This window comes from Neobacillus niacini (genome assembly GCF_000759675.1).
GTDB classification, from domain to species: domain Bacteria; phylum Bacillota; class Bacilli; order Bacillales; family Cytobacillaceae; genus Neobacillus; species Neobacillus niacini_A.
The window spans coordinates 1-274 of record NZ_BAWM01000078.1; the positions used below are offsets into that span (position 1 = coordinate 1).

General features: G+C 40.5%; 1 protein-coding gene. It reads left to right on the forward strand.

What is annotated here, in order from left to right:
- Positions 1–274 (forward strand): transposase (locus TR08_RS19595; protein WP_045521123.1); only part of this gene is annotated, 274 nt, incomplete at both ends.

Here is a 274-nt window from a genome sequence, read left to right on the forward strand (position 1 = left end):
TTCTCTATTACGTCATGCGGGATTACACCTAGCTGAAGCAAGTTCAGGAAAATGGAAAGGTCAGATTGTCATTTCAAAGCGTGGGAGGTCCAGACTCCGACGATTCCTCTACTTAGCAACTATGAGCCTAGTGATGAATAACCCTGAGTTTAGAGCCCTCCATTCCCATAATGTGAAGGTAAAGAAGTTGAAGAAAATGAAATCAATCATGAAACTGATAGGTAAACTAGCAAGGATTTTTGTAGGAATAGCACGAAGAAATGAGTCTTACTGT